Below are 21,613 nucleotides of genomic sequence, written 5' to 3' on the forward strand. Positions count from 1 at the left end.
GGCCGACACGCCGAACCAAAAGTCGTTGAGCAAAGTCCATTACGAAGCCGGCCCCGCCCATATCGTCGCCCAAATCGAGACCCTGTTACGTCAGTTGCACGCGAAGGCGGTTTTGAACGTGCCCGACCCTCTCCGGTCCGCCCGCTTGTTTGCCGCGCTTTTCAAAGGCTCCGATCTCCTGATTATCGCACGCTTCGATGAGGCCAGAGCAGAAAACGACAACGAGATCGAATCCTATTGCCGGTCGGCTGTCGCCATGTTCATCGCCGCGCACGGCGGCAACGACCACGCGGGCAGATAGCCTAGGATTACTGATGTAGGATGCTCGCGTTGCTATCAACGCAGCTACTATCGTTGGGCAGCGGGCTGACCGGCGGAGTAACCGCTCCCCCACCCCGTTAGGACCTTGGTGCCGGCTTAGCAGTCCCTCACCTTCCGGGAGCTGCAACGGTGGTCTGAACGGCAAAATAGAGGCGCAAAGCCGTCGTTCCTTCCAAGCGACTTCCCATCTCAAAAGGCTCGCTCCAGTCAAAATGATGCGCCTCGTTAGACGTGCGTAAGTCGCGAGTTCGACAATGTTGATTATGCAACTTTGGCATGTATTGACATATAGAGATACAACACTTGAACAAGTTAAAGATGCGATAGCCCCCGACTTTCACAACTCTGACGGCTCGCGAACACGAAGCTGGAAAGGAAGGCTGACGACTTCACAACGCCGGCGTGGACCGAGCGTATTGAGGAGCCGCCATGCCTTGATCTCGTTGTCGCAAGACGAGCTCAATCGTCTTGAAGCCATCCAGAAAATCCGCGACCACCGGCTGAGCGTCGTCCAGGCGGCCGAACTTCTTCATCTCAGCCGCAGTCAGCTTCACCGGCTCTTGCAAGCCTATGACCAAGACGGCGCCGGCGGGCTGATTGAAGGAACGCGGTCGGCCGAGCAATCGACGGCCTTGATGAGAACTTCCGCAATACCGCATTCGATCTGGTGTGCGATCGCTACCGGGACTTCGGCCCCACGCTTGCCCGCGAGAAGCTGCTTGAATGGCACCAGTTCGCGGTCAGCGGCGAGACGTTGCTAAGCACCGGCTGCGGCCGATGAAGCCCAATCCAGGACCGTTGACCGCGCGGTGGTCGCAGTCCACCTTCGTATCGAAGCGATTCGTCGGGTACCGTCCCGCGTATTTCAGGTTCAAATAGATCCGGCGCCACCTTCACTATGGTGGCGTGGGACCAGGAGCACGGCTCCAGAAGGTCCCTGACGTTCCAGACGGCTGCTCGCCAGTTCTGCCGCATCCTGCCTTGCTAATCTGCCCGCGTTTGAAAGCTCTGGACCAATTGGAACTGGTTTAATGAGCGAACGTGAGCTGGACCGCATCGACGTCCTGTCGAGGTCATTGAGCGGAGAATGACCAGCGTCGCAGTGGCAACCCTTCGTTTCTACGCGACTGCCTTGGAGCGCGCGGGGACAAAAAGCCTAATGAGGAAGAGGCTCAATACCGTGCTGACGGCGAGGATGTAGACGACCAGCGCGCTGATCGAGGGCGAGAAGCCAAGGCGCATCATGCCCCAAAGCCGAACTGGGAAAGTGCTTTGGCCACCGGTCAGAAGCAGAGTGACCATGGTCTCGTCGAACGATAACGCAAAGCATAGGACGAATGACGCCATCAGAGCCGGTCTGAGATTGGGTAGCACAACCCACCAGAAAGTCTGAAGCCGGCTGGCACCCAGATCGAGCGACGCCTCGACCAGAGAGGCGCCCATTTCACGCAGCCGCGTCACGATGGTCCGATAGGCGATCGCCAGCAAGATCGTGACATGGCCAACCAAGACAGTCAAAAGCGACCTCGGCACGTCGGCCTCTCGAAAAGAGATCAGGAGCGCGAGCCCTGTAATGATAGGAGGCATTACAAACGGGAGGAAGATCAGGAACTCAATGAACTTTCTGCCCAAGCCAGTTCCTGGTGCGCAGTAAAGAGCAATTCCGGTGCTGATCGCCAGTGCGATCGTGGAAGCGACAAACCCGACGATCAGTGTCAACTTCAGGGCATCGACAATGTCGCCATTGATGCTCTCGAACGCCACGATCGAGACCTGATCCCATTGGAACACGCCGCCTCGGATCGGCACGAAGGCGGTAACGATGGCCATGAGAATCGGCCCGTAAAGGACAGCCAAGATCAGCGCTGTCACTGCGCAAAGGACGACAACCGTGGAGCTTGCGGACTTCAAAATGTCACCTTTCCAGGTGGACGGATGCGAGTAGCCAATGCCAGAGCCACCGTGACAATCATCATCATGAAAATTGAGAGAGCGGCACCGAACGGCCAGTTGAAGCCGAGACCGAACTGACTGAAGATGATGCGGCCAAGTGTGAATCCGTTAGGCCCGCCAACCAGTTCCGGGGTGATGAAATCACCGATCGCCAGCACAAACGTGAATGTCAGCGAAACTGCCACCCCCGACAGGCTCAATGGAAATATCACCGTCCAGAAAATGCGCGTGCGACTGGCGCCCAGGTCGGCGGCCGCTTCGACCAAGCTTGCCGGAATGCGATCAAGGGACAGGAAAATCGGAAAAACGGCAAACGGCAGCAACACCGAGGTCAATGTCAAGAAGACCCCGTAGTAGCTTAGCGTGAAGAATTCGAGCGGTTGGGAGACAAGGCCCGAGGCCATCAGGAAATGGTTGATGACGCCATTTGTGCCAAGCAGATTGCGAACTGTATAGATCTTGATGACGTAGCTCATCAACAAAGGCACAGCAAACGCCACCATTAAAAGAGAGCGCCGCGTCGGGCCAAGAATCTTCATCAAATAGGCGGCCGGAAAACCGACCAGAGTGCATACAAGGGCTGTCGCAATGCCTATTACAAGGGTCCGTCCAATGACCATGCGGACGGTAGAGTCCGCCAAAATCCGAACGTAGTTCGACAGGTTGAAGTCGATAACGACGGCGGAGGCCTCAACGCGTCCGAAGCTGACGACGAAGAAAATACAAAATGGCCCCAGGATCAAAGCGATCGGCAAGACATAGGCGATGACAACGAGGCTATTGATTAGCCGCGCCTCTCGGGCGGATCCCAGCTCTGGAGTTTTCCTGGAGTTCACTTGCGGATGACCCACGTCTCTTTGCCCTTCCACGAGACTGTCACGCCGGCGCCTATTTTAAACGGCGCAGCCAATTGGCTGCTGAGTTGTTTAACGTGCAGGGTCGCACCGGGCGACTTGGTCGATTCAACTTCTACAAGCGACAACGGCCCGACGAAGGAAACTGATTTGACGTGCCCGGCCGGTGCGGATCCGTTTGCTCCGAGAAGCTCAACGTTCTCGGGTCTCACCGCAAGCGTCACCGCCTCGCCGGCGTTGAAATGCATCCCTTGATCGCCCCGAGCCACCGCCATCCCAAAAGGCGTCTCCACAGCGACGCCATCGCCGTTGACTGTCTTCACCTGCGCGTCAACGAGATTGTTGTCACCGAAGAAATCCGCGACATAGCGATTGCAAGGTCTATAGTAGACCTCTTCCGGCCGGCCGACCTGCACAACCTCCCCGTGATCCATGACGCAAATGCGATCGGCCAGACTGATGGCCTCTTCCTGGTCGTGGGTGATGAACAGGAATGAGGTTTGAATTTCGCGCTGAATGGATTTCAGGAACGTCTGCATCTGGTGGCGTAGGCCGGCGTCCAACGCGGCGAGCGGCTCGTCCAGCAGGACCAATCGCGGCTTGCAAATAAGGGCGCGCGCCAAGGCCACTCGTTGCCGCTGTCCGCCAGACATCTGCGCAGGATAGCGCGACCCGAGCTGGCCCAGCCCTACCAGGTCGAGCGTCTGCGCAACCAGCTTCTTGATCTCGTCGGCGGCCAGCCCTTTGACCCGGAGCCCATAGCCGACATTGGCAGCAACCGTCATGTGCGGGAAAAGGGCATAGTCCTGGAAGACAGTGTTGAACGGCCTGCTATTGACCGGGATGCCGTTGATCCGCGATCCGTTGAGAAATATGTCCCCGATTGTTGGTTCGACAAATCCGCCAATCATGCGAAGGATCGTCGTTTTGCCGGAGCCCGAGGGTCCCACAACCACAAGAAACTCGTTTTGGCCGATGTCAAGGTTGACATTGCGCAAGACCGTGTGGCTGCCATAGGTCTTGCCGATATCTCTCATTTCGATAAGAGGGTGGTCGCTCATAAGCATTTCCCAATTAGCCGGTTAGGCTCTGCAACCCGTTATCCTGGCGGATCGCGTCGGCGATGCCACCGCCGCCAATCATGAGCCGCAGCTATACTGAATTGCATGCAGAACGCAATACTGCAAATTCGCTTTGCGCACCCCGGAATCGTGCCGTTAAAACGCTATCACGTCGGCACCGCCAAGCCCCGAAAGAAGCTTGCTCAGCAATGGACAGAGGGTTCTTCACCGCCAGGTTCAGCCGCTGAGCTGGCCTTCTCTGGCGCTCGCCGAGGTTCAGATTAAATTGTGCGGACGGGGGCCGTTCACGAAAAGTTGCGAGATCCGCTAATGAAGGCCTATCTCAAAAAACCACCGCCACCCCTTGACTCTTCGGATTGCGGACTGCACGCTGCATGCACTAACGTAGTCGAGCCGATCCGTTCGCATGGTGTGGGAGCTAGACTGCCGGAGCAAAAGCAAGTCGCTCGGCGGGAGCACCTTTGACAACGAACATCCTTAGCCGAGAAGAACCAGAACCGCGCTCGGACCAAAATGCGGCAGCCTCAAGTGATCAACGATGTGGGACACCTTCCAGAGGAGATGAGAATGTACAAAAAGTTGTTCGGCGAAATCGGGAAGCTGCTGGCGGTATCGTCCGTCCTTGCACTTGCCATTGCCGGACCGGCAAACGCCGGGGGCAAGCTACGCATCCTGACGTGGGACGGTTACGCCGACAAGGAATGGGTCGCGCAGTTCGAGAAGGACAACAACGCGACCGTTGAAGTGGTTTTTGCAGGGTCCAACGACGAGATGTGGGCCAAGATCCAGGGTAGCCAAGGCAAGGACTTTGACATCTTTGCGACAGCTGCAGCTGGCATGCAGAGATACTACGAAGCGGGACTGCTCCAGCCGATCGATCTGTCCAAGATCCCGAATCATGCCGGCCAATTGCCCCAGTTCCAGGATCTTTCCAAGATCGCCGGCGCGGTTCACGACGGCAAGACCTATCTTATTCCCTATGCCTTCAGCCCGATGACGCTGATCTATGACCCCGCAAAGGTGAATCCGGCGCCCACCTCGTGGTCGGTGCTGTGGGATCCTCAGTACAAAGGCAAGGTTCTGCTCTATGACGACGGCGAAAGTGCGTTCGCCACAGCGGCAATCATGAACGGCGTGCAGACGCCTTTTCATCTGACTGATCAGCAGTTCAAGGATGCCATGCCGAAGCTGGTAGACCTGAAGCATAACTCCGCGAGCTTCTACACGTTCGTGCAGGATTCGGTTCAGTTGGCGCAGAACAATGATGCGCCGATCATTTTCGGTGCTTACGCGGATCAGCAGATTAAGGCCCTCGCAGCCGGCGGCCTGAACTATAAGCAAGCTTATCCAAAGGAAGGCGTCATCGCCTGGGTGGATACATGGGCGGTTACGAGCGGGGCCAAGGGCGACTCCTATGATCTGGCTTTGAAGTGGATCAACTTCGTAATCAGCAAGAAGATCGCCGCAGAGCTAACGGAGAAATCCGGCTACGCGAATTCGGTCACGTCCACCGATACCATACCGGCGGGCACCAAGATCTTCTGGATGCAGCCGGACGAAGATCCCACCAAGCGCACTGACCTTTGGAACCAAGTCAAGGCGACGCCATGACATCGGCTGGTCGCATCGCGTGATGCGACGGGCTCGTCATGTGAAAACTGCCGCCGCAGCAAATGGTCCGACATCGATGACAAAATTGAGGCGCATTCTGTGCTACGGCGACAGCAACACCCATGGCTCTGCTCCAGCCAAGAGTTGGTTCGACAGTCAGCGATTTGATGAGACGGCACGCTGGACAGGCATTCTGGCGGAAGCCTTGGGAAAGGGCTTCCGCATAATCGAGGAGGGCCTTCCCGGTCGAACGACAACTCTCGATGATCCTATCGAAGGCGCCTCGCGCAACGGACTTACCTACCTCAAGCCATGCATCGATACCCACCGTCCGTTGGACGCAATCGTGTTGATGCTCGGCACCAACGATCTGAAAACACGCTTCAGCCTTACTTCGGAAGACATCGCTCGGGGTTTGGTCGCGTTGATCGAGCTGATCCTGTCCGGCAAATCGGGTCCCGGAGGATCCGATCCACACATCTTGGTCATCGCTCCCGCCCCAATCGAGGAAGTCGGATTCCTCGGCGAGATTTTTTCTGGCGGACGCATCAAATCGGGCCAACTGGCTGGAAAATACAAGGATGTCGCATCCCACTTCGGCGCCGATTATCTGAACGCCGCGCAGTTCATTAGCGTCAGTCCGGTGGATGGTATCCACCTGGACGTCCAACAACATGCTGTTCTCGGAAAAGCGGTAGCCGACAAACTGCTGACAATGTTTGGCGCGGGGACGGTGCTCTAGTTTCGATTGCGAAGATGGCGGCAGTCGATCGGCCAGCATCCGCTGATTTGCCGCGGACGACGTCCGGCCCGATGCTCACGTTATGGATTTTCCGCGTTTGCTTGAGTAGATTTGTAAGACAACTGCGAGAATCACGCGGATTTTGCGAATGGGTGCTCCAAATGATGAGCGCATCAAGCTCTCGAAGCGCGTCTATGACGGTTTGCGTCGTCAGATCGACGAGGGTGAGTGGCGCGAAGGCACACGCATGCCTACCGAGACCGAACTGGCGGCAAGCTTCGGTGTTTCACGCCCCGTCGTGCGCGAGGCCCTGGTGCAGCTGCGCAGCGAGGGAATTATCGACTCCCGTCGCGGTTCAGGCAGCGTGGTCATTGCCGCCAACGGGGCACCAAGGCGAAGTTACAGCCCTATCGAGAATGTCGCAGACCTTATCAGCGCGTTCGAGTTCCGATTGACGATTGAGTGCGATGCTGCGGCATTCACCGCGTTGCGGGGCAAACCGCAGGATCTGGCTGAAATTATCTCCGCGCATGAGAAGTTCAAAAGCGATCTGAGCGAGAGTGATTTCGGTGATCTTGACCTGGCATTCCACATCGCGATTGCCAAGGGCACTGGGAACAAGCTCTTCGAAGCGACGCTGTCGATGCTCAATCCCCAGATACTTTTGGGTATGCGCCTGGTGGGCGAATTCTCGCTGATCGGAAGCACCACAAGAGCTCAGACCGTTTATCGCGAACACGCCTTGATCGTCGATGCAATCAAGTCGGGTGACGCGCAAGCGGCTTTTGACGCGATGCGGAACCATCTGCTTCAGTCGCGCCATCGTATCCTGGGATTTGATGTCCCACCGAATTGGCAAAGGCTCGGGCCGGTCAACACCAGCTCGTCAGCTTCGTGACGGTCATATCTAGGTACAAGCCAGAATGGCGTCGGCGTAGGAAAAAATGGCCGGCAGTCCGCCTGTATGGATGAACACCACGCGGTCCTTCGCCGTCAGAAGGCCAGACCTTATATCGCCAAGCAAGCCGGAGAGCCCTTTTCCTGAGTACACCGGGTCGACAAGGATACCCTCGGTTCGGGCCAGCAGGGCAGACGCCTCTTGGGCATCCGCCGAGGGGAGGCCGTAGCCGGCACCCACCCAATCGGTGGAGTTGCTGATTTCTTCCACTGGGACCGACAAATCGAACGCGAGGATACGCGCCGCCGCTTCGCACTGACCGGCAATCGCGGAAGGAAACTCATAGGCCTCGTTGCGGCTGTCCATCGGGTTGATGCCGCGGATTTGAGTGGTATGCCCAAGCAGCATTGCCGCCGCCTGCAAGCCGGCCTGCGTGCTTCCCTGAGAGGTCGCATAGATGTGAGTGGGCTGCGCTTCGTCCAGCGCTTCGAACTGAGAAGATATCTCCAGATACGCGTTGACATAGGCGACCGCCGCCAAGCTCAGCGCGGATTGCGATCCCATACCGAGGATAGCCGGGTTTCGGCCTTCGCGTTTCAGTCTTGCCGCCATATCTTCCTTGGCCTGCTTCAGCGAAGCCGTTGCGTCCACGGGCACGATCTTGGCACCGAAAAGTCTGGCGATAAGCTGATTGCCTTGAACATGATCGTAGTGGGCGTCCTTGCGAGGCATCAGGATACAGTCTAGGCCAAGCCGCGCAGCAGCTGCGGCGAGTTGGCGCGATTGATTTGATTGAGACGCGGCGCCCTGGATCACCACGTCGACCCCGCGACTAACCGCGTCACCGAGTATGAATTCATGTTGCCGGACCTTGTTGCCGCCGAAGGCGACACCGGTGCAGTCATCCCTTTTGATCCAGATCTTCGGTCCTTCGAGCCGCTTTGTCAGCGTGGGGCAGTAGTCGATGGGCGTCGGAAGATGCGCCAGCCGCACACGCGGGAGCACTGCGAGCGCAGAGCTCAGTTCGGCCTTTGAAACAATCGTCATTCGGATTGGATCCTTCGGATGATGCTCCCGGCGCGATCCGGTGGCGCGATCCGCACACGTGAAGCGGTCAAATTTCGATCACTCGACCTGTTGAGGCCGCGGTCCGCGCGGCAAGTGCAAATCGAAGCGATGCGAGACCGTCCTCGCCGGAGACAAGCGGGCGGCCGACGCCCCTGACGGCGTCGGCAAAGGCCGCTATGACACGGGGGTAAGCGTTTTCATGCTCGATCGGAATTTCTTGGCGGTTGCCTCGCACGCTCAGCTCCAGCCTGCCGCCGGGCCGCTGCAGCAGCACGTCATCGGCAAAGACAGAAGCCTTGGTGCCGTGCAATTCGAGGTTTGTTCGAGCATGCTCGATCGCGAAGCTCTCCGTGATCTGGACTGTGAGCCCAGACGCCGTTTGGGCTATTGTGGCTACGCCATCTTCAATCCCTTTGGCAGAGATGCCGTTGTTGGAAGTAAAAGCAGCAACGCGCACAAATTTCTCACCCAGTATGAAGTGTAGGGTATCTGCGTCATGAACGGTCAGGTCAAAGAAGACGCCTGCTCCGGCCGAAGCGCTATCGGTGCGCCATCCGCGATTGTCCTGGGGCAGCAGAACGCCGAACATGGCGCGAACCGCGACAAGGTCGCCGAGCACGCCGCTTTCGACAAGTTCACGTAGCTTGCGGTGACTATTCATGCCGCGCAAATGATGGTTGATCGCCAAGACAAGATCTTTGTCTTTTGCCAACGAAACCATTTCCCGGGCGTCTTGTTCGGTCATGGCCATCGGCTTCTCACCCAACACATGCTTGCCAGCATTGAGCGCCGCTATGGCGCACGGGGCATGCTTTTCGTTGGTGTTCGAGATGTAGACGGCATCGACACCGGCCGAGAGCAGGTCCTCAAGCGACTCGCAGGTAAGCGGGATGTCATTGGCCCGGGCATATTCGCTCACACGCGCCGCGTTGCTGCCCTGGACGGCAACCACTTCGTTTCCTGGCGTCGCCCTGATCGCGGGGATGATCCACTCGGCGGCTATGCGGCTTGCGCCGACAAGTCCCCATCGAAGTTGCTTTGTCATTGCACGGGTTCCTGATGAACGAGGATGGATGTCAGCCGATCGCCTACGCGCACGGCTTGGGCTGCTATCGTCAATGCGGGATCGACAGCAGCTGAAGGCGAAATGAAGGATCCGTCAGCAGCATCGAGACTTTGGAAGTGGTGCGCTTTGCGCATGCTGAATACGGGCACAAAACCTGGGGGCTGGCTGGCCCGCACAGTTCCGCCTTGGCGCCAGACACCTGTAACGCCGATCGCTTGGGCTGGTGCCGATGGGCACCCGGTGCGGCGGATGATTTGCTGCCATGGCGAAACGGGTGCGTCTCCAGGCCAGGAAGCTGCATTACAGATATCTGCATCCAGGCTCATTGAAGGCGCTCGCCGGACCCGCGGTCGAAGACGCTGATCCGTGACGTATCGACACGCAGCCGCGACTTGCCGCTCTGGCTCACATGCCCTGCCCGCAGCAGGGCCAGCTGTTCCACGCCGGAATGCTGAAACAAAATGACATCGTCTGATCCCGTCGGCTCAATCAGATTAACGTCGGCCTCGATGTCGACGGTCTTCTCGCTCGCGGCGTTACCCTCTGCCAGGCCATAGTGCTCCGGCCGGATTCCGACCGTGACCCTGCGACCATCCTGGCGCAAAGCTGAGGCGAATTCCTGCGGGGCCGGCAGGATTGTTCCTGACCCCTCAAGCACCACCCTCCCCCCCTTGCTGACCGCCGGCAAAAGGTTGATGCGCGGGCTGCCGATGAAAGTTGCGACGAAGAGATTAGCAGGTCGATTGTAGACCTCGCCTGGGGTTCCAAGTTGCTGAACGACACCTTTGTCCAGGATGGCGATGCGGTTTGCCAGCGTCATGGCCTCGATCTGGTCATGTGTCACATAGACGGTGGTTCGACCCATCCGATGGTGCAGCTTCTTTAGCTCGGTCCGCATTTCGACACGCAGAAGCGCATCGAGGTTCGATAGTGGCTCGTCGAAAAGGAAAAGGCTTGGCTCTCGCACCAATGCGCGGCCAATTGCTACCCGCTGCCGCTGCCCGCCAGACAGCTGTCCCGGCTTCCGATCCAGCAAATGGCTGATTTGGAGCAGGTTGGCGACGTCGGAAACCGCCTTGTCACGTTCCGGCTTCGGCAGTTTTCGCATCTCCAGCGGAAAAGCGATGTTCTGCCCGACGGTCATCGAGGGATAGAGCGCATAGGACTGGAACACCATCGCGATATCGCGGTGCTGACATGGGACTTCGTTGAGGACGCGCTCCCCAAGTCGGATTTCGCCGGCGTTGATCCTATGAAGGCCGGCGATTGCATGGAGCAACGTCGACTTGCCACAGCCCGATGGTCCGAGAAGGACGAGAAATTCGCCGGATGCGACGTCAATGTTGATGTTTTTCAAGACGCACAGGTTGGGGCCGTAATATTTGTAAACGCTATCGATGGACAACGAAGACATAAGCTAACCTTTCACAGGGCCGCCGGATCGGGCGGCGACCGAAATCGCGCTGGGAAACGCGGGCTGGATGCACAGATTTGCCGATCGAGGGAGCGCCACGCCCGGGTGATCGCGGTCGCCAAGAACGCAAGCACGGCGGACGGAGGGCCGCTTCAATTCTGCCCCCTTCGGATCGACCGTCCCGTGCCCAATGTGGGTTGCCAATCACTCGCGATTTCGAAGCCGAGGATCCTGCGTCGTGAGTTCATGAGATGCCGACCCATTGCCAACTGGGCTTTGTCGGCATCTCGAGCCTCAACGGCGTCAACGATCGTCTCGTGTTCTTCGAAGATCGCCTCGGACCGGGTTGCCGCTTGTTGTTGAGAGAATTCTCCTACGAGCCGCATCCCGAAGACGATCTGCGTGCGCAGCATGCTGAGCGTGGTCTCATACATTGCGTTTCGACTTGCTCGGGACAGCGCCAGATGGAACCCGAAATCGGAATCGCCGAAGGTCTCCTCGTTCGACTGTTTCCTGACGACGGCGGAGGCAATGCGAATTTCCTCCAACTCCTCGTCGGTCCGCCTCAGCGCCGCGAAAGCAGCCACATCGCATTCCACGGAGAATCGAAATTCAAACGCCTGGATGAGGTCGGCTATGTTCTCGATTGGCCTATAGCCACCCGAGTCCAGGCCATTTTTGCCGATTACAAAGTTCCCGGATCCTTTGCGCGATCCGATCAAGCCCTCCATTCTGAGCCTGATCAAAGCCTCCCGGACGACGGGCCGCGAGACGCCATAGTTCTTCGCAAGCTCGGTCTCCGGAGGTATCCGCGTGCCCTCTGGCCACTCACCGCCTTCGACGAATTGCCGAAGAGCGGAATAGACCTGGTCTGCCAGTTTGAGCTTCATCGCTCTGCCGGGGCTTGGCGTTTGCACATATTTGTAATCTGTCAGCTAATTTGTTTTACAGCAAGCGATTTTTATGACACATGTCCGACATTCTCCGGATAAGTCCAGCAACTCGCCCCCAGTTGCAAATCTTAGCGGTGCTCACGAGAGACGGGGCCCGCCAGACGCACCGCGGGGCCCATAGGAGGAATGACAACAATGACAGGTGCCTTCACCTACAACGGATACGAGATCCCGGCCTACCAACCGCCCGCTTATGGCTACACTTCGGTTCTGGTGCACGACGGCCAGGCCTGGGTCAGCGGTAATGTGCCCAAAACCGGCGATGAGGATCTCCACCCGGGCAAGGTCGGATCGGATGTCACGCTCGAACAGGCAAAGGAAGCGGCTGACCTTGCGATGCGCAACGCGCTTGCCTCTCTCGCGCATGCCGTCGGCGGTCTGGACAATGTCGTCCAGATCCTGAAGATGACAGTATTCGTCGCGTCGGCACCGGGATTCAATCTCCAGCCCCGCGTGGCCGACGCTGCAACCCTTTTGTTGCGTGAGGTGCTTGGCGAACGCGGCAATCACGCGCGCTCCGCGGTTGGCGTTGCCGAACTGCCGCGCAACTCAAGCGTCGAGATCGAGCTTGTCGCTGCCGTCAAGTAGCCGGGTGGGCCGGAAGCTTTTGCTGCACCTCTCGAGCGAGCGTGTGCTGCTGCGGCAACTTGCGCCCTTTCACCGCATCGGCGCCACGCTCGCCGATCATGATCGATGGCGCATTGGTGTTGCCAGAGACCAGCGTCGGCATGATAGAGGCATCGATGACCCGTAGTCCGTCGATGCCGCGGACCTTGAGGTCGGTGTCCACAACAGCCATTTCGTCGGAACCCATCTTGCAGGTCCCTGCAGGATGAAAGTCGGTCTTGCTCCATTCTCGAACATAGGCACGCAAATCCTCCTCGCTCGTTCGTTGCGCGCCAGGCAAATGTTCGGCCTTGTAGATCTTGGCGAAAGCGGGCTGTGACAGGATTTCACGAGCAATCTTGAACCCGTTGACGGTGTGCGCCCAGTCGCGCTCATGCGTCATGTATTTCGGATCAATGATCGGCTCGGCCGCCGGATCCGCGGACGCCAGCATCACCTCTCCGCGGCTTTCGGGTCGAAGATAGGCGGTGTTGAGGGTCATTCCGTGGCCCTTGACCTGCACGCGGCCATGATCGATGACGTATGCGGGAAGGAAGTGCATCTGGATGTCGGGCCAATCGGTGTTCCCATCAGTCGATACGAAGCCTCCACCCTCGCAGACATTCGACGTGAGCGGGCCCGTGCCGAAGGCCAGAAATTGCAGCGTGTGCCAAGCCGCCATAGGGCCCTTGTCGTGACCGTTATAGGATACCGGTTCTCTGAGGCTGGCACAGCAATAGACGTCCAGATGATCCTGCAAATTCTTGCCGACGCCTGGCAGATCATGAATCGCCCTCACGCCTGCGCGCTTGAGTTCGGCGGCTGGTCCGACGCCTGAAAGTAGCAGGATTTTCGGAGAATTGATTGCGCCCGCGCACAGGATGACCTCGGACCTGGCCTCGATCCGGCTTGTCTGTCCCTTCATTGCGACCTCGATGCCTCTCGCGCGGCCGTTCTCCACGAACACCCGAAGCACGCGGGCCTCGGTTTGCACGGTCAGGTTCTTGCGATTGGCATTGGGGTAGATAAAGGCCTGCGCGGCGCTCGAGCGACGTGCCGCGCGCTGAGTGACCTGATAATAACCGACGCCATGTTGTTGCGCGCCGTTGAAATCGGTGTTGTAGGGGTAGCCGGCCTGTTGCGCCGCGCGGATATAGACCCGCGTCAGGTCGATCGGCGAACGCTGGTCGGACACGCCAAGCGGCCCGCCCTGACCATGGTAATCGTCGAGGTATCGCTCATTGTCCTCGGATTTGCGGAAATAGGGCAACAGATCATCATAGCCCCATCCCTCGTTGCCCAAGTCGCGCCACTGATCGTAGTCGCGACGGTTGCCTCGGATGTAGACCATCGAGTTGACCGATGAGCCGCCGCCCAGAACCTTGCCCTGCGGGAAAAGCATGCGCCTGTTGTTGAGAGCCGGCTGCGGAACCGTTTCCCACTCGTAGCGAAACCTCGGGCCTTGCAGTTTGGCGTAGCCCGCTGGCCAGCGAACCAGAGGACCGTCGTTCTTCTTGCCGAACTCGACAAGAAGCACGCGTGAGCCGGCATCCTCGCTCAGGCGCGAAGCCACGACGCAGCCGGCCGAGCCGCCGCCAACAACGATAAAGTCATATTCCTTGTCCATCCTCACCCTCACCTCAGATGGCCTTGCCGATCCAACGTGGCTGATATCCGCCGCTGCGCAATTGGACAGTTTTGATGTCCATGAACTCTTCGCATCCGACGCGGCCAACTTCGCGCCCGATCCCGCTCGCGCCGAGGCCGCCAAACGGAAGTTCAGCGGGTCCGTCGAGATAGGTGTTGACCCAAACGGTTCCGGCCTCCAGCTCCCGTGCAGCCCTCAGCGCCGCGGCTGTGTCGCCCGTCCATATGCCGGCCGACAAACCGTAGTCGGTGCCATTGGCAATGGCGAAGGCCCCTTCTAGCGTCTCGAAAGTCTGGATGGTGCAGACTGGACCGAATATTTCCTCCTGGGCAATCCGCATGCTGGATGCTACCTCGGTGAAAACGGTCGGGTCGATGTAGCGCCCCCCGGCCTCTTCCCGATACGTACCGCCAAGGGCAAGCGTCGCGCCTTCGGCTTTGCCGATCTCGATGTAGTCTAGAATCTTGCGATACTGCGCTTCGCTGATGATTGGACCCATCAGCACGTCGTCGCGCAGCGTGTCGCCGACAGGGATGGACCGTGCGGCCTCGATAAATTTTCGCGTGAAATCCTTGGCGATGCCGTTCTGAAGCAGGATACGACCGCCTTGATTGCACGATTGGCCGGCGTTGAGAAAGGCTCCGTGCAAGGTGGCGTCGAGCGCGGCTCCCAGATCGGCATCATTCATAACGATGTGGGCGTTCTTGCCGCCTAGCTCGAGTGAAACCTTCTTCAACATCCGAGCGCCGATTTCCATGGCGTGTTTGCCCACCGCCGTCGATCCGGTGAAGGAGATCATTCGAGCCAGCGGGTGCTTAAGCAAAGCCTCCCCGGTCAGCCTGCCGCTGCCGGTCACGATGTTGCACACCCCATCGGGCAGGCCTGCCTGCTTGAGGATAGGACCCAAGAGCAGTGTCGTGGCGGAAGTCAGCTCCGATGGCTTCACGACAGCCGCACAGCCGGCTGCAAGGGCAAACGGCAGCTTCTGGCTGATGATCAAGAACGGAAAGTTCCAGGGCGTCACGATGCCAGCCACGCCGACTGGCGCGCGCAGTGTCAAGGCCAAATAGTCCTTACCCAGGCCGCCAAAACTGTCGCCTGTAAGAGAGCGAGCCTGCGTGGCGGCAAATTCCCACAGCATGGCCGACCGCTCGATCTCGAGCCTCGCCTGCTTGTGCGGCTTGCCGCTTTCGGCCATTTCGAACCAGGCCAGTTCATCCACATTTTCGCGAATTAGACTGGCGGTTCGCAGCAACACGTTGGAGCGTTGCTCCCCACTAGATAGGCGCCATCCGGCCTCGAAGGCAGCGTGAGCGCTCACACAGGCCTGGTCGACCAAGCCTTCCCCCGCCTCATGCAACAGCGAAACCGGCGTGCCATTGGCCGGGTTGACCGACACACTTTGCGCGCCTTGACTCACCGACCACGCGCCGTCGATCCAGCTTCCAAATTGTCTGACCGCTTTCGGCGGAATAAAATCAGAAGTCATTCCAATCCCTGCATTCCAGTCTGCGTGCGCCTTGAACTGATCTGCCGAAGCGCGCCGAAAACGCTGCGCAAAGCGGGCAACAAAATTACATATTTGTCAACTACCTTTCGCTGGTCAGATAGTCCAAAAATTAGCCGACTGTAAATGGTGGCCGGATATTTCATGGGTTCCAGCTGCTGCCGCGACGGCCAAATCCCTATGGGCCGGCCCCCAACAGGCCCGACCGCAGGCTCTGTGCGTCAGTCTGCGCGCAAGATTGATTGACAACTAATCGAAAAAATTACAAATATGAAAACTGCTGCCGACAATGGAGTGCTGATGGTTTCCCGCGTCAACAGAGCGTCCGCCGACATCGGTGGCACTTTCACCGATATCGTGATCGAGATTGGCGGCGTCCGCGCCTCGACCAAAATCCTGACGACCCATCAGGCGCCCGAACGCGCCGTTATCGACGGCGTGCAGGGCCTGCTGGAAACGCAGGGGCTTGGATTCGGTGACCTTGACGTCTTCCTCCACGGCACCACGTTGGCGACGAACGCAATTATCGAACGCCGTGGTGCCAAGACAGCACTGATCACCACGCAAGGCTTCCGTGACACCATCGAAATTGGCTCGGAAAGCCGCCATGACCAGTACGACATCTTCATCAAGAAGCCACGGCCGTTGGTGGGCCGCGGCTTGCGCTTCACCATACCAGAGCGGGTCGCCTCCGATGGAAGCGTCCTGCTCGAGCTCGATGACGCACATGTCGTCGCACTTGCGCATTCATTGAAGGAGCAAGACGTTCAATCGATAGCCGTCTCGTTGATCCATGCCTATGCGAATCCGTCGCATGAGGTGCGCGTGCGGGAAATCCTGTCGGCCATGCTGCCCGACGTTTATTTTTGTATCTCCTCCGAGACGTGCCCCGAGGTTCGTGAGTACGAACGCACCTCGACCACAGTTGCTAACGCCTATATTCGTCCAATCATGGCCGGTTATCTTGGCCGGCTCAAAGCTGAGTTGGCGCAAAAGGGGCTCAACGCGCCGATCCTGCTTATGACCTCGGGCGGAGGGCTCACGACCGTCGACCAGGCCGCCGATTACCCGATCCGTTTGGTCGAATCCGGCCCGGCCGGTGGGGCAATCCTTGCAGCCAAGATCGCAAAGGAATGCGATCTTGACGCTATCGTCTCATTCGACATGGGGGGAACGACCGCCAAGATCTGTCTGATCGACCATGGCCAGCCGCTGAAATCGCGCAGCTTCGAGGTGGATCGGACCGAGCGGTTCCTCAAGGGTTCGGGCCTGCCGGTCCGGATACCCGTGATCGAAATGGTCGAGATCGGCGCAGGAGGAGGCTCGATCGCCCAGGTCGACAGCATGGGGCGCCTCACGGTCGGTCCTGAGAGTGCTTCTTCGGAGCCAGGGCCGGCTTGTTACGGAATCGGCGGCCGTCGGCCGACTGTCACCGACGGTGATTTCGTGCTGGGGCGGATCGACACCCGAAAATTCGCTGACGGCCGCATGGTCTTGCGGCGCGACCTGGCAGAGCAAGCGCTATCCAGCGAGGTAGGGGATAAGTTGCGGTTGACGCCTGTTCAGGCCGCCGCCGCGGTCACCGCGATCGTCGAGGAGAACATGTCAAACGCCAGCCGGGTCCATGCCGCCGAGCACGGCAAGGACCTGCGGCGCCGCGCAATGATCGCCTTTGGCGGCGCCGCCCCGATGCACGCAGCGCAACTGGCAAGAAAATTGTCCTTGGTCAATGTGATCGTGCCCAAGGGAGCCGGCGTCGGATCTGCCATCGGCTTTCTGGAAGCCCCTTTGGCCTACGAGGTCGTGCGGAGCCGCCATAGCCGGCTGGACCGCGTCAACAATGCTGCCACTGCCGACCTCATCGCACAGATGAAGCAGGAGGCCAGCGCCGTGGTTGCCCCGGCAGCTGGGGGCCAACCCATCAGGGCGCATGTCTCAGCGTTCCTGCGTTATGTTGGGCAGGGCCACGAGCTCGAGGTCGATCTGCCATTCGCGGCAGATGGCGGGATCGACGGCGCGGCTTTGAAGGAGGCATTCGACCGGCGATACAAAGAGGTCTTCGGTCGCTTCCTGCCCAATCACGAGATTGAGGTTCTCACGTGGGCGGTAACCGCATCTGCCGAACAACCTGTCCTCGCGGCGGATGACGCCTCAAATGGCAGCTGTCGGAAGATCGAACCGTCGGGCGAGATCCCCTTCACCGAAATCGATGGCAGCACCGTCCACGCTCCTGTCTATGAGCGCTCCGAGCTTGGCCCGGGCATCGTCCTGACTGGGCCGCTCGTCATCACCGAGCGGGAGACCAACACGGTCGTTCCGAGGGACTTTTGTGTCGAATGCAATGCATTCGGCCATCTGGTCCTGACCAATCTTGCCGCACAAGCGGCCCGACAGTCCGATCGCAAGGGAGCGACAAATGACCGTCAGCCCTGAAATCCAGCAGATTGGCGAGATCGAGTTCCAGATCATGTGGAACCGCCTTATTGCCGTCGTCGAGGAACAGGCCCAGGCCTTGCGCCGCACGGCGTTCAGCCCGATCGTGCGTGAATCGGGCGATCTTTCTGCCGGCTACTTCCACCCCGACGGCCGCATGATCGCGCAGGCGGTGACAGGCACGCCCGGACATGTCAATACGATGGCCGCCTCGGTGCTGCACTTCCTGAACCGCTATCCCGCAGGCACGATGCGCGAGGGTGACGTCTATGTCACCAACGACCCTTGGATGGGGACGGGCCATCTGCATGACTTCGTCGCGGTGACGCCCGCCTTCCATAGGGGCCATCTGGTTGGGCTTTTTGCATCGACTTGTCATTTCATGGACGTCGGAGGCATCGGCTTCGGCCCGGACGGCCGCGATGTCTTCGAGGAGGGTTTTTATGTCCACCCGCTTGCAATGATCACGGCGGGCGAGATCGATCAGACCCTGATAACCCTCGCGCGCTCGAATTCGCGCTACCCGGCTGAACTCGAAGGCGATCTGATGTCCCTCGCCGCCTGCAATCAGATCGGAGTGAGCCGGCTGGCGGACATGTTGGAGGAGTTTCATCTTACCGATCTGACCGCGCTCTGCGACCAGATTGTCAGGCGCTCACGCGACGCAGCCCTGAAGGCGATCGCCGCAATTCCGAAAGGCACAGCCGAGGCGGAAATGGTGATCGACGGTTATGACCGGCCGGTCACCTTGAAGGCAACGACCCGGATTGCGGACGACCACATCACGGTGGATTTTACTGGCACATCGGGCCTTTCAGCGCGCGGCATCAACGTGCCGATCAGCTATGCCCAGGCCTATTCGACCTATGCCGTCGCCTGCGCGCTGTTCCCTGAGGTCCCGAACAATTCGGGCTCGCTATCCATCGTGACGGTCACGGCTCCCGAAGAGACAATCGTCAACGCCCAACGCCCTGCCCCGGTATCGTCGCGACACGTCATCGGTCAGATGCTGCCCGATGTGGTCTATGGCTGTCTTGCGCAACTGGTTCCCGAGAACGTTTTGGCCGAGGGCGCGTCAGCTCTGTGGAACCTCATCCTTGAAGACGCGCATGACGCTTGCCTCACACAAGGCATCGCAGGGACGCGACGCTTCTCGGCGCTGTCGGTTCAGACCGGCGGCACCGGAGCCCGCTCGCGGCTGGATGGGCTCAACGCCACGGCCTTCCCGTCGGGGGTGTCTGGTGTTCCTGTCGAGATCCTCGAGACCCTGACCCCGCTCATTTTCTGGCGCAAGGAATTGCGTGCCGGTTCGGGCGGAGCTGGTAAATTTCGTGGCGGTCTCGGTCAAAGCATCGAGATCGGTCATCGCGAAGGCCATCCGTTCTACATCTACGCAGCCCTCGACCGCATCGAGAACCCCGCACGCGGCCGCTTCGGCGGCGAAAACGGTGCTCCGGGGAAAGTCGCGCTGAAGTCAGGCAGATCCCTCAAGGGCAAAGGCAAGCAGCTGGTGCCCGCGGGCGACAGGCTTGTCGTCGAAACGCCCGGTGGGGGCGGCTATGGCTCCGCCGCGGACCGCGATGCCGGCAGCGTCACGGCCGATCGCCAAAACGGTCTAACCAAGTGAACTCGAGGAAAGCATGAGCGAACATAACTTATCTGACGAAACGCGAGCAAAGCTGAAGAAGATATCCACCGCATCCATCGCCACGGCGCTCTACAAGCGAGGGCTGCGCAACCAGTTCATTCAGGGCGTCGTTCCGGTTGCGCCCAAACAGGACAACATGGTCGGCCCGGCATTCACACTGCGCTACATTCCCGCGCGCGAAGATCGCAATCCGATCACCGTTTTCCGGAATCCGGAACATCCACAGCGCGTTGCGATGGAGACTTGCCCTCCCGGCCATGTCCTCGTAATGGACGCGCGCAAGGACGCCAGGGCTGCGACCGCGGGCTCTATTTTGATCACGAGGCTGGCGTTGCGCGGCGCGGCGGGCGTGGTCTCGGATGGCGGCTTCCGCGATGCGGAAGGCATAGGCGCGCTGGACATGCCCGCCTACTACGCCAGGCCGTCTGCGCCAACCAACCTGACACATCATGAAGCGCTGGACATCAACGTGCCCATTTCGTGCGGGGATGCGCCGATCTTCCCAGGCGATGTCCTCGTCGGGGACAAGGACGGCGTGATGGTAGTCCCGGCTCACCTCGCCGACGAGATTGCGGAGGAGTGCACCGGAATGGAATGCTTCGAGGACTTCGTCCTGGAGGAGGTTCGTGGCGGCGCGTCGATCATCGGGCTCTATCCGTGCACGAAACCGGAAAACCAGGAAAAATATGAGGCCTGGCGCAAAAAGGCAGGACGCTAGACCCAAAGCGGCCTCGTCCTCCCGAGGCCGGCCTGGCGGACTGCGATCCTCCCTTCGCAGCCCGCCACTTCCCCTTTGATCTAGGTCTCTTCCTGGCGCGAGAGCAGACGGCGCAGCATCGGCTCTATGCGCGAAAGCTCGTCGAGATGCGCGACCGACAATTCGGCCAGCCGATCGTCGGCCAAAGGGGTGAGCTGCAGCAGCACGCGCCGGTGGTCGTTCTTGTCCGGATCGCGGATGACAAGGCCCGCCTCGGCAAGGCGGTTCACCAGCTCCACCGCGCTATGGTGGCGGATGCACAGCCGTTCCGCGAGGTCGCCCACCGCCACCGGTGCGCCGCCTGGAAATCCCTTGATCGCCAGCAGCGCCTGGTGCTGGCGCGGCGTGAGGCCCGCCTCGTTCGCCTGGATTTGGCTGAATTCGAGAAAGCGACGGATCAGGTAACGGAACTGCGACAGCCGCTGGTAGTCGGCCTGGCTGATGGCGGGGCGTGATTTCGGCGGAGACGTCATTTTTCGACTTATGGCTGTTTCCCGTCAAAGCTCAAACTCTTTTCAAAGTTCGGTGCCTGACGCGATCCTTGTCCAAAATGACGCGGATCGATGATCGAAAACGGCCTTGAGGAATTATATCGTATTACGATATGAATCCGCCGCAAACGGGCGGCCTTTGCGCCGCCAGAAAGCTCGGGCTCCCACAATGAAATCCGCTCACGCCGGCAACGGCCATCTTCGCGACTTCACGACCGACCCTCGCGTGCTCATCATCGCGGCCATTGCCGTGCTGGTGGCGACCGCCGGGCTGTTTGCCGGTATGGTGCTCCTGAAGCTCATCCGGCTCGCCACCAACATTGCCTATTTCGGCCAGTTCTCGCTGGCCGAACTGAGGCTCGAGGACACGCCGCTTGGGTTAGCCGCGGTGATCGTTCCGGTGATCGGCGCGCTGATCATCGGACTGATGGCGCGCTTCGGCAGCGAGAAGATTCGCGGCCATGGCATCCCCGAAGCCATCGAGGCGATCCTGCTGGGGCGCTCGCGGCTCGACGCCAAGGTCGCGGTGCTGAAGCCGCTGTCGTCGGCGATCTCGATCGG

General features: G+C 59.4%; 19 protein-coding genes and 2 pseudogenes. 10 read left to right on the forward strand and 11 right to left on the reverse strand.

Annotation, left to right across the window (positions count from 1 at the left end; translation table 11 throughout):
* Nucleotides 1-301, forward strand: a 301-nt coding sequence (locus EOA33_RS04535) for a TetR/AcrR family transcriptional regulator C-terminal domain-containing protein (RefSeq protein WP_190234195.1), incomplete at its 5' end; no start/stop codon positions are given.
* 409 nt (nucleotides 302-710) lie between these two features.
* Here the strand turns inward: EOA33_RS04535 and EOA33_RS40240 are convergent.
* Nucleotides 711-875 carry a hypothetical protein gene (locus EOA33_RS40240; RefSeq protein WP_245482233.1) on the reverse strand — a complete coding sequence of 55 codons (165 nt, stop codon included), beginning with the start codon at nucleotides 873-875 and terminating at the stop codon, nucleotides 711-713.
* Between EOA33_RS40240 and EOA33_RS04540 the strand changes: the two are divergent.
* Nucleotides 798-1,078 (forward strand): annotated as a pseudogene (locus tag EOA33_RS04540) (helix-turn-helix domain-containing protein); the annotation flags it as partial. The gene EOA33_RS40240 and the pseudogene EOA33_RS04540 overlap by 78 nt on opposite strands.
* A gap of 362 nt (nucleotides 1,079-1,440) precedes the next feature.
* Here the strand turns inward: EOA33_RS04540 and EOA33_RS04545 are convergent.
* The 3 genes from EOA33_RS04545 to EOA33_RS04555 form a co-directional block, all read right to left on the reverse strand.
* Complete coding sequence (locus EOA33_RS04545) at nucleotides 1,441-2,151, reverse strand: ABC transporter permease subunit (RefSeq protein WP_127405068.1); 711 nt, start codon at nucleotides 2,149-2,151, stop codon at nucleotides 1,441-1,443.
* A gap of 77 nt (nucleotides 2,152-2,228) precedes the next feature.
* On the reverse strand, nucleotides 2,229-3,125 hold the full coding sequence (locus EOA33_RS04550) for an ABC transporter permease (protein WP_127405069.1): 897 nt from the start codon (nucleotides 3,123-3,125) through the stop codon (nucleotides 2,229-2,231).
* Complete coding sequence (locus EOA33_RS04555) at nucleotides 3,107-4,189, reverse strand: ABC transporter ATP-binding protein (RefSeq protein WP_245482231.1); 1,083 nt, start codon at nucleotides 4,187-4,189, stop codon at nucleotides 3,107-3,109. The genes EOA33_RS04550 and EOA33_RS04555 overlap by 19 nt, the downstream gene beginning before the upstream one ends.
* A 588-nt stretch (nucleotides 4,190-4,777) precedes the next feature.
* On the opposite strand from EOA33_RS04555, the gene EOA33_RS04560 reads away from it, so the two are divergent.
* The 3 genes from EOA33_RS04560 (at nucleotide 4,778) to EOA33_RS04570 (ending at nucleotide 7,461) form a co-directional block, all read left to right on the forward strand.
* Nucleotides 4,778-5,821: an extracellular solute-binding protein gene (locus tag EOA33_RS04560; RefSeq protein ID WP_189362923.1), complete on the forward strand. Its 1,044-nt coding sequence runs from the start codon at nucleotides 4,778-4,780 to the stop codon at nucleotides 5,819-5,821.
* Between the two features lie 40 nt (nucleotides 5,822-5,861).
* Nucleotides 5,862-6,563, forward strand: a complete 702-nt coding sequence (locus EOA33_RS04565; RefSeq protein ID WP_210212547.1) for an SGNH/GDSL hydrolase family protein — start codon at nucleotides 5,862-5,864, stop codon at nucleotides 6,561-6,563.
* Nucleotides 6,564-6,711: 148 nt separating this feature from the next.
* Entirely contained in the window at nucleotides 6,712-7,461 is a 750-nt protein-coding gene (locus tag EOA33_RS04570; RefSeq protein WP_127227929.1) for a FadR/GntR family transcriptional regulator, read from the forward strand.
* A 9-nt stretch (nucleotides 7,462-7,470) separates the two neighbouring features.
* Here the strand turns inward: EOA33_RS04570 and EOA33_RS04575 are convergent, their stop codons facing one another.
* The 4 genes from EOA33_RS04575 to EOA33_RS04595 form a co-directional block, all read right to left on the reverse strand.
* Nucleotides 7,471-8,508, reverse strand: coding sequence for a pyridoxal-phosphate dependent enzyme (locus EOA33_RS04575; RefSeq protein ID WP_127405072.1), 1,038 nt, complete (start codon nucleotides 8,506-8,508; stop codon nucleotides 7,471-7,473).
* A gap of 67 nt (nucleotides 8,509-8,575) precedes the next feature.
* Nucleotides 8,576-9,574 (reverse strand): Gfo/Idh/MocA family oxidoreductase, encoded by a 999-nt coding sequence (locus EOA33_RS04580; protein WP_127405073.1) that lies wholly within the window; start codon nucleotides 9,572-9,574, stop codon nucleotides 8,576-8,578.
* Between the two features lie 343 nt (nucleotides 9,575-9,917).
* Nucleotides 9,918-11,009 (reverse strand): ABC transporter ATP-binding protein, encoded by a 1,092-nt coding sequence (locus EOA33_RS04590; protein ID WP_127405075.1) that lies wholly within the window; start codon nucleotides 11,007-11,009, stop codon nucleotides 9,918-9,920.
* Nucleotides 11,010-11,161: 152 nt separating this feature from the next.
* Nucleotides 11,162-11,899, reverse strand: coding sequence for a FadR/GntR family transcriptional regulator (locus EOA33_RS04595; RefSeq protein WP_127405076.1), 738 nt, complete (start codon nucleotides 11,897-11,899; stop codon nucleotides 11,162-11,164).
* A gap of 198 nt (nucleotides 11,900-12,097) precedes the next feature.
* On the opposite strand from EOA33_RS04595, the gene EOA33_RS04600 reads away from it, so the two are divergent.
* A complete protein-coding gene (locus tag EOA33_RS04600) occupies nucleotides 12,098-12,550 on the forward strand; it encodes a RidA family protein (RefSeq protein WP_127227935.1) in 453 nt (150 codons plus the stop codon).
* On the opposite strand, the gene EOA33_RS04605 is transcribed toward EOA33_RS04600, so the two are convergent.
* Together EOA33_RS04605 and EOA33_RS04610 are read right to left on the reverse strand one after the other, a co-directional pair.
* Complete coding sequence (locus EOA33_RS04605; protein ID WP_127405077.1) at nucleotides 12,543-14,195, reverse strand: choline dehydrogenase; 1,653 nt, start codon at nucleotides 14,193-14,195, stop codon at nucleotides 12,543-12,545. The two genes, EOA33_RS04600 and EOA33_RS04605, sit on opposite strands and share 8 nt — an antisense overlap.
* A 13-nt stretch (nucleotides 14,196-14,208) precedes the next feature.
* On the reverse strand, nucleotides 14,209-15,705 hold the full coding sequence (locus tag EOA33_RS04610) for an aldehyde dehydrogenase family protein (RefSeq protein WP_127405078.1): 1,497 nt from the start codon (nucleotides 15,703-15,705) through the stop codon (nucleotides 14,209-14,211).
* A gap of 288 nt (nucleotides 15,706-15,993) precedes the next feature.
* Between EOA33_RS04610 and EOA33_RS04615 the strand changes: the two genes are divergently transcribed.
* Genes EOA33_RS04615 through EOA33_RS04625 form a run of 3 tightly spaced genes read left to right on the forward strand, consistent with a single transcriptional unit; the run spans nucleotide 15,994 to nucleotide 20,522 of the window.
* Complete coding sequence (locus EOA33_RS04615; protein ID WP_245482232.1) at nucleotides 15,994-18,156, forward strand: hydantoinase/oxoprolinase family protein; 2,163 nt, start codon at nucleotides 15,994-15,996, stop codon at nucleotides 18,154-18,156.
* Entirely contained in the window at nucleotides 18,140-19,783 is a 1,644-nt protein-coding gene (locus EOA33_RS04620; protein WP_127405079.1) for a hydantoinase B/oxoprolinase family protein, read from the forward strand. Before EOA33_RS04615 ends, EOA33_RS04620 begins: the two co-directional genes overlap by 17 nt.
* Nucleotides 19,784-19,796: 13 nt before the next feature.
* Complete coding sequence (locus tag EOA33_RS04625; RefSeq protein WP_127227940.1) at nucleotides 19,797-20,522, forward strand: ribonuclease activity regulator RraA; 726 nt, start codon at nucleotides 19,797-19,799, stop codon at nucleotides 20,520-20,522.
* A gap of 80 nt (nucleotides 20,523-20,602) precedes the next feature.
* Here EOA33_RS04625 and EOA33_RS04630 read toward each other — a convergent pair whose 3' ends face one another.
* Nucleotides 20,603-21,034, reverse strand: coding sequence for a helix-turn-helix domain-containing protein (locus tag EOA33_RS04630; RefSeq protein ID WP_127405080.1), 432 nt, complete (start codon nucleotides 21,032-21,034; stop codon nucleotides 20,603-20,605).
* Nucleotides 21,035-21,221: 187 nt separating this feature from the next.
* Here EOA33_RS04630 and EOA33_RS04635 point away from each other — a divergent pair.
* Nucleotides 21,222-21,613: pseudogene (locus EOA33_RS04635) on the forward strand (chloride channel protein); the annotation flags it as partial.

Source organism: Mesorhizobium sp. M4A.F.Ca.ET.050.02.1.1, from assembly GCF_003997725.1.
Classification (GTDB): Bacteria; Pseudomonadota; Alphaproteobacteria; order Rhizobiales; family Rhizobiaceae; genus Mesorhizobium.